This window comes from Paenibacillus sp. N119s (assembly GCF_059447605.1).
In genome coordinates, this window is record NZ_JCAJRU010000301.1 from 1 (window position 1) to 5,086 (window position 5,086).

Consider the following 5,086-nt stretch of genomic DNA (forward strand, 5'->3'; position numbering starts at 1 on the left):
TAGCAGATTGATTTTGCATAATTTCCGTGCACAGGTTGGAGGAATACACCATACCATGAGCGCGGTTCGGGTTAGCCCGGTTTACTGTGTCGCGGTAGAACATGTACGGTGTACCCGTCTCCAGCTGCGACTTCATCAAACGCTTCATGATGTCAATGGCAGGCACCGTAATACGAGAGAGAATCGGATGCTGTGACGCCTCCTCATATTTCTCGCGGAAGGAGCCTGAACCGAAGGATTCATCATAAAAATCCTCCAGTCCCAGTGGACGACCCTTGTCATCTTTCCAGCCCATGACCTTCTTCACTTCATGTGGACAGAACAGATTCCATTCGCCCCGTGCTTCGACCCGCTCCATGAACAAATCGGGCAGACATACGCCGTGGAACACATCATGTGCACGCATCCGCTCGTCACCGTTGTTCAGCTTCAGGTCAAGGAATGCCAGAATATCTTTGTGGAATACGTCCAGATAAACGGCAATGGCCCCTTTGCGTGTGCCCAACTGGTCTACGCTAACCGCTGTATTGTTCAACTGGCGAATCCAAGGAATAACACCAGAGCTTGTATTTTTATGTCCACGGATATCGGAGCCGCGTGCCCGTACTTTACCGAGGTATACGCCGATGCCGCCGCCCATTTTGCTAAGACGGGCTACATCGGTATTGGAATCGAAAATACCTTCCAATGAGTCATCTACAGTGTCAATAAAGCAGCTGGAGAGCTGTCCGGCCACCTTTTTTCCGGCATTAGACATGGTTGGTGTAGCTGCTGTCATGTACATGTTGCTCATCGCCCAGTATGCCTCTTTGACCAGCTCCATACGCTTGTCGGCAGGCTCTTGATGCATCAGGTACATTGCAATAATCATGTAGCGTTCCTGTGGAAGTTCCATTACGCGTCCGTCAAAATCATTGGCCAAATAGCGCTCAGACAGCGTCAACAGTCCGATATAGTCGAACAGCAGGTCATTCTGCGGCATAATGGAATCGCCGAGCTCATCAATCTGCTCCTTGGTGTAGCAGTCAAGCAGTTCTTGACGGTAGATTCCTTTTTGCACTAAATCGGTGATCAGTGGATAAAAGGCGCCATAAGGCTCGTCTGCATACGATTTGTAACGGCGGTGAGTAGCTGCTTTTTTATATAAAGAAGTGAGCAAAGCACGCGCAGCGGCAAATTTCCAGTCTGGTTCTTCCTTGCTAACCAGTTCAAGGGCAGCCATTGCAAATGCATTGCTAATTTCATCCCCCGTGACTTCATCGCGGCGCAGCTTACTGGTTACACCGCGAATGAGTCGCTCTTTATCGAGCTTGTCCAGCCCGCTGAGTACACGGTCTGCGTATACAGATATACGTATTTCATCAAAAGCCAACTGGCGATTGTTAGGTTTGGTTACGAGTTGTGGCATAGGATTAATTCCTCGCTTTCTTGAATTGAAATTCATACTTAGGGATAGGCATGAAAATGATCTGAGAAAAGAATATGGTGAAAAAAAGCGATGATCAGACAGCATTTTGGGGCTGTATGTAATCCAATAACATAGAAATAGCGATGCGTCTGCCAATGAAGGGAAAGAAGATGGTTCCCGTAGAGTTTATCGGCTACATCACTATATTTAGAGGTGTTATGAATATTTAACCCAACATATTGTATATATAAACTTAAAATTTCAAATAAGTGCAAGGAGTATTATAGCAACATTCGAAGCCATACGTAAAGGAAAAGGAATGGAAAATTAAAATTTAAAGAGAAGTCGCGGACTGTATTTGAATTGAGACGGAGTGAACGGTACAATAAATGATATAAATGTTTTATACAGAAACAAGCAGTATACATATGATGCTTTTTTCGCAAAACAGGGTTGCTTTATGGACCTGAGTTTTAAAATTAAATAAAAGACTATTTTTCTTAATTAAAGGAGGAACTTGGTGATGGCCATTGCAGAAGTGACAGTGATCCCGATTGGGACGGGGAGTACGAGCCTGAGCGACTATGTTGCTCAAATGCAAAAAGTGTTGAAGACACAAAAGGGAATTACCTATGAGCTTACCTCCATGAGTACGATTATTGAAGGTTCGTTGGACGATGTGTTCACCGCGATTGCTGCGCTGCACGAAGCGCCATTCCTGGCAGGAGCCAAGCGTGTGTCCACCTCGGTCAAAATTGATGATCGCCGTGACAAACCTTCCTCCAGTCGCCAAAAGCTCAGATCCGTCGCAGAGAAGCTATCTGGAGCCACGGCAGGGAATGTTACAGAATTAAATCCAAATCCTAGTTGATAAAGTTGATGTAAGTGATTGATTTTTATGTAACTAAGAGTATAATAGTTTTTGTTGTCAGTCACACTGACCTGCTGGTGTAGCTCAGGGGTAGAGCAACGCACTCGTAATGCGTAGGCCGGGGGTTCAATTCCCTTCACCAGCATTCTATAAAACTCAAGCACAGCGCGGCTTCCAAGCTTTTGGGAGGTCGCGCTTTTTTATTGAACTGAGGATTCTTCTACCATTTTTCTACCCTTTAGTCTAATAAAGTGGGTTCTTCGGTGCTAATGCTCTCTCCTGTGATTGAATCTCCAATGTTTTTTAACACCGCTTCTTGGAGATTCGGAAGAACATGTGAATAGGTATCCAGAGTTACATTGATAGACGAATGTCCAAGTCGCTCTTGAACGATCTTCGGATGAATACCAGCTTTGAGAAGTAGTGTTGCATGAGTGTGTCGCAGATCGTGGAAACGAATCCGAGGGAAATCGGGATGTTCCTTTACAATTCTGTCCAAAATACGATAGTAATGTCTCATAAGATTGCGGGGGCCGAGAGGCGTTCCCACACTCGTTTGAATTACTAAGCCTGAATCATTGTATAGCTTATTTCTGGCTTGCTCATGTTCTTGCTTTCTAAAGTGATTTTCCAGAAAATTAACGGTATTAGCAAACAGTGCGATGGAGCGAACGCTACTATCATTCTTAGTATCATCAAGATCATGTCCTATTTCAGAAATGGTATAAGCTTGTCGAACCGAAGCCGTTTTCCTCTTTAAATCTACCTCTGATCGGGGTAGCGCAAGTATTTCACTTTGACGCATGCCAGTAGAGGCAGCGAGTTCGAAGGCCATGAAGTATTGATCTTCCGATGCAGCATCGAGGAAAATCTTTAATTGATGTTCATTCCAGACTTCAAATTTTTTCTTTTTTCCTTGGGGTAATTCTACATAAGAGGCAACATTCTGAGTGATAACTCCCCAGGTTACTGCCCGGTTTAAAGCATCTAAAACTAGGACGTGAGCTTTCTTGATAGAGGCTACAGATAATTTGGGTAGCAATGTTTCGTGATATAAATTATGGAGGTGCTGTGGTTTTAATTTTGTCATCTGCACTTTCCCGAGATTCGGCACAATGTGTGTGTTTACAAGCCACTCATAAGACTTCCAAGTACCGTGTTTAACAGAGGTTTTTTTGTCTTTGAGCCAGGTCTCCATAATTTCACCGAAAGTTTTCTTGGTTGGTTCTACAAAGGTTCCTTTATTAAAAGCACTGAGAATGTCAGGCATTGCACGTTCAGCATCTCTTTTCTTATCGAAGCCTCCATTGGGACCAGTAAGCCACTTCCTGCGACGCTTTCCTGTTACCTCATCTTTCATATCCACGACGATGTAGTATTTCTTCCCTTTTTGGGCTATATGTCCTCTCATGATGAACCTCCTAACTGAAATAGGGAATGTATGTTCTATTTTTATTTTAAAAGAAAAGCCCGAAAAGGGCTTTAGGTTATATTGTACCGAAATTCCATGCGTATGGAAATTTTTCCGTACAGCTTCTAATTCAACTCAGGATTGCTTTGTAAGTGAAATACCTGATTCATTTGAGGAAGTAACTTTACGAGCAGGTATGTACTCACGGTTTTGCAACTGAATTTTTCTAAAATAAGGAACCCTTTTCATCAAGGTACTGGAAACCATCGTGACATTTACTTTACTTAGGTCAATGTCTCCATATGGCTCCGCTATCTCAATTAAATTGAAGTCAGATAAAAAAGAAGTCTGAGCTTTTTCACGTGGTTTCACTTCGACACTTTTAACAACATGCCTTGTGCCACTGGGTTTTGAGGGAACAGTACCTACAACCTTTGGTGTATGGAATCCCTGTATAAGACCATTGATTATAGGGACAAAAAAAATAAGAGCTAGAATTAAGTCTATAACTTTTCCCCACCAAGCAATCTCCCATAAGAAAATAGTGAATATACCTATGAAAGCAAGTGAAAATAGATTTCTAATTCCCTTCCCAAACAATATGGCTAAAAGGATAACTACGATTATGATAACCACCAAAACCATCCTCATGTGATCCCATCGGCTGGGGAATTTGCTAATTTGTATTAGTGTTGAAAAAACACAAAAATATCCTTCGCTAAAAAGTCACTCTTCGTGGGAAGGGCATATGGATATATAATAGTATTTGTCTATTGTTTGATGAACACAATCTCCTATATTCTTGAAACAATAGAATAGAAATTAACGTATAAAATTATACTGTGCAAATCATGAAATTAATCCAGATATTGAATGGAAGTGCAACTATGACCGACGAATTTAAAAATATGTTATCGGACATTGAACAACTGAACCAAGAAAAGCCGGAAGAAGTCTATGCATTCATAGAAACTAAATTACTTGATTACATAGACACTTATAAGTCTTCATAGACCAACTTAATCATCTTCTCCAATGTTTCTTTATTTTTTGGGTCGGTTAGATCAATATTATATTTCTTCACCAACTCCTTGAGTACATAGTCTGTAGTCTCTTGAGATAAATCATTCTTTTTAGAATTAGAGCCACTTTGTTCATTCCAAGGGGTGTCGGTACGCCCGAGTAGATAATCCGTATCAACGTCGAGGGTGTCCGCCAAAGCTACCAAGGTCTCATTTGAAGGAGTGCTATGCCCATTCTCGTAATTACTTATAGCCGCCTTGGTTAAGTTAACTTTTGAAGCTAATTCTTCTTGAGTTAGCTTTTTCTTTTTTCTTCTATACGCAACTCTATCTCCGCGAAACACACAACTTCCCCCTAAACAATAATTATAAAA

General features: G+C 41.9%; 5 protein-coding genes and 1 tRNA gene. 2 read left to right on the plus strand and 4 right to left on the minus strand.

The features are described from left to right. Positions 1-1,408, minus strand: a 1,408-nt coding sequence (locus AC5V8P_RS23190) for a ribonucleotide reductase barrel domain-containing protein (RefSeq protein WP_495473908.1), incomplete at its 3' end; no start/stop codon positions are given. A gap of 523 nt (positions 1,409-1,931) precedes the next feature. Between AC5V8P_RS23190 and AC5V8P_RS23195 the strand changes: the two genes are divergently transcribed. Together AC5V8P_RS23195 and AC5V8P_RS23200 are read left to right on the plus strand one after the other, a co-directional pair. Beyond that, a complete protein-coding gene (locus tag AC5V8P_RS23195) occupies positions 1,932-2,279 on the plus strand; it encodes an MTH1187 family thiamine-binding protein (protein ID WP_064796766.1) in 348 nt (115 codons plus the stop codon). 73 nt (positions 2,280-2,352) lie between these two features. Beyond that, positions 2,353-2,424 (plus strand) — tRNA-Thr (locus AC5V8P_RS23200). Between the two features lie 93 nt (positions 2,425-2,517). On the opposite strand, the gene AC5V8P_RS23205 is transcribed toward AC5V8P_RS23200, so the two are convergent. The 3 genes from AC5V8P_RS23205 to AC5V8P_RS23215 form a co-directional block, all read right to left on the minus strand. Beyond that, positions 2,518-3,690: a site-specific integrase gene (locus AC5V8P_RS23205; RefSeq protein ID WP_029517882.1), complete on the minus strand. Its 1,173-nt coding sequence runs from the start codon at positions 3,688-3,690 to the stop codon at positions 2,518-2,520. A 135-nt stretch (positions 3,691-3,825) separates the two neighbouring features. Next, complete coding sequence (locus AC5V8P_RS23210; RefSeq protein ID WP_064796765.1) at positions 3,826-4,326, minus strand: hypothetical protein; 501 nt, start codon at positions 4,324-4,326, stop codon at positions 3,826-3,828. Positions 4,327-4,687: 361 nt separating this feature from the next. Next, on the minus strand, positions 4,688-5,056 hold the full coding sequence (locus tag AC5V8P_RS23215) for a helix-turn-helix domain-containing protein (RefSeq protein WP_231116826.1): 369 nt from the start codon (positions 5,054-5,056) through the stop codon (positions 4,688-4,690). Between the last annotated feature and the right edge of the window lie 30 nt (positions 5,057-5,086).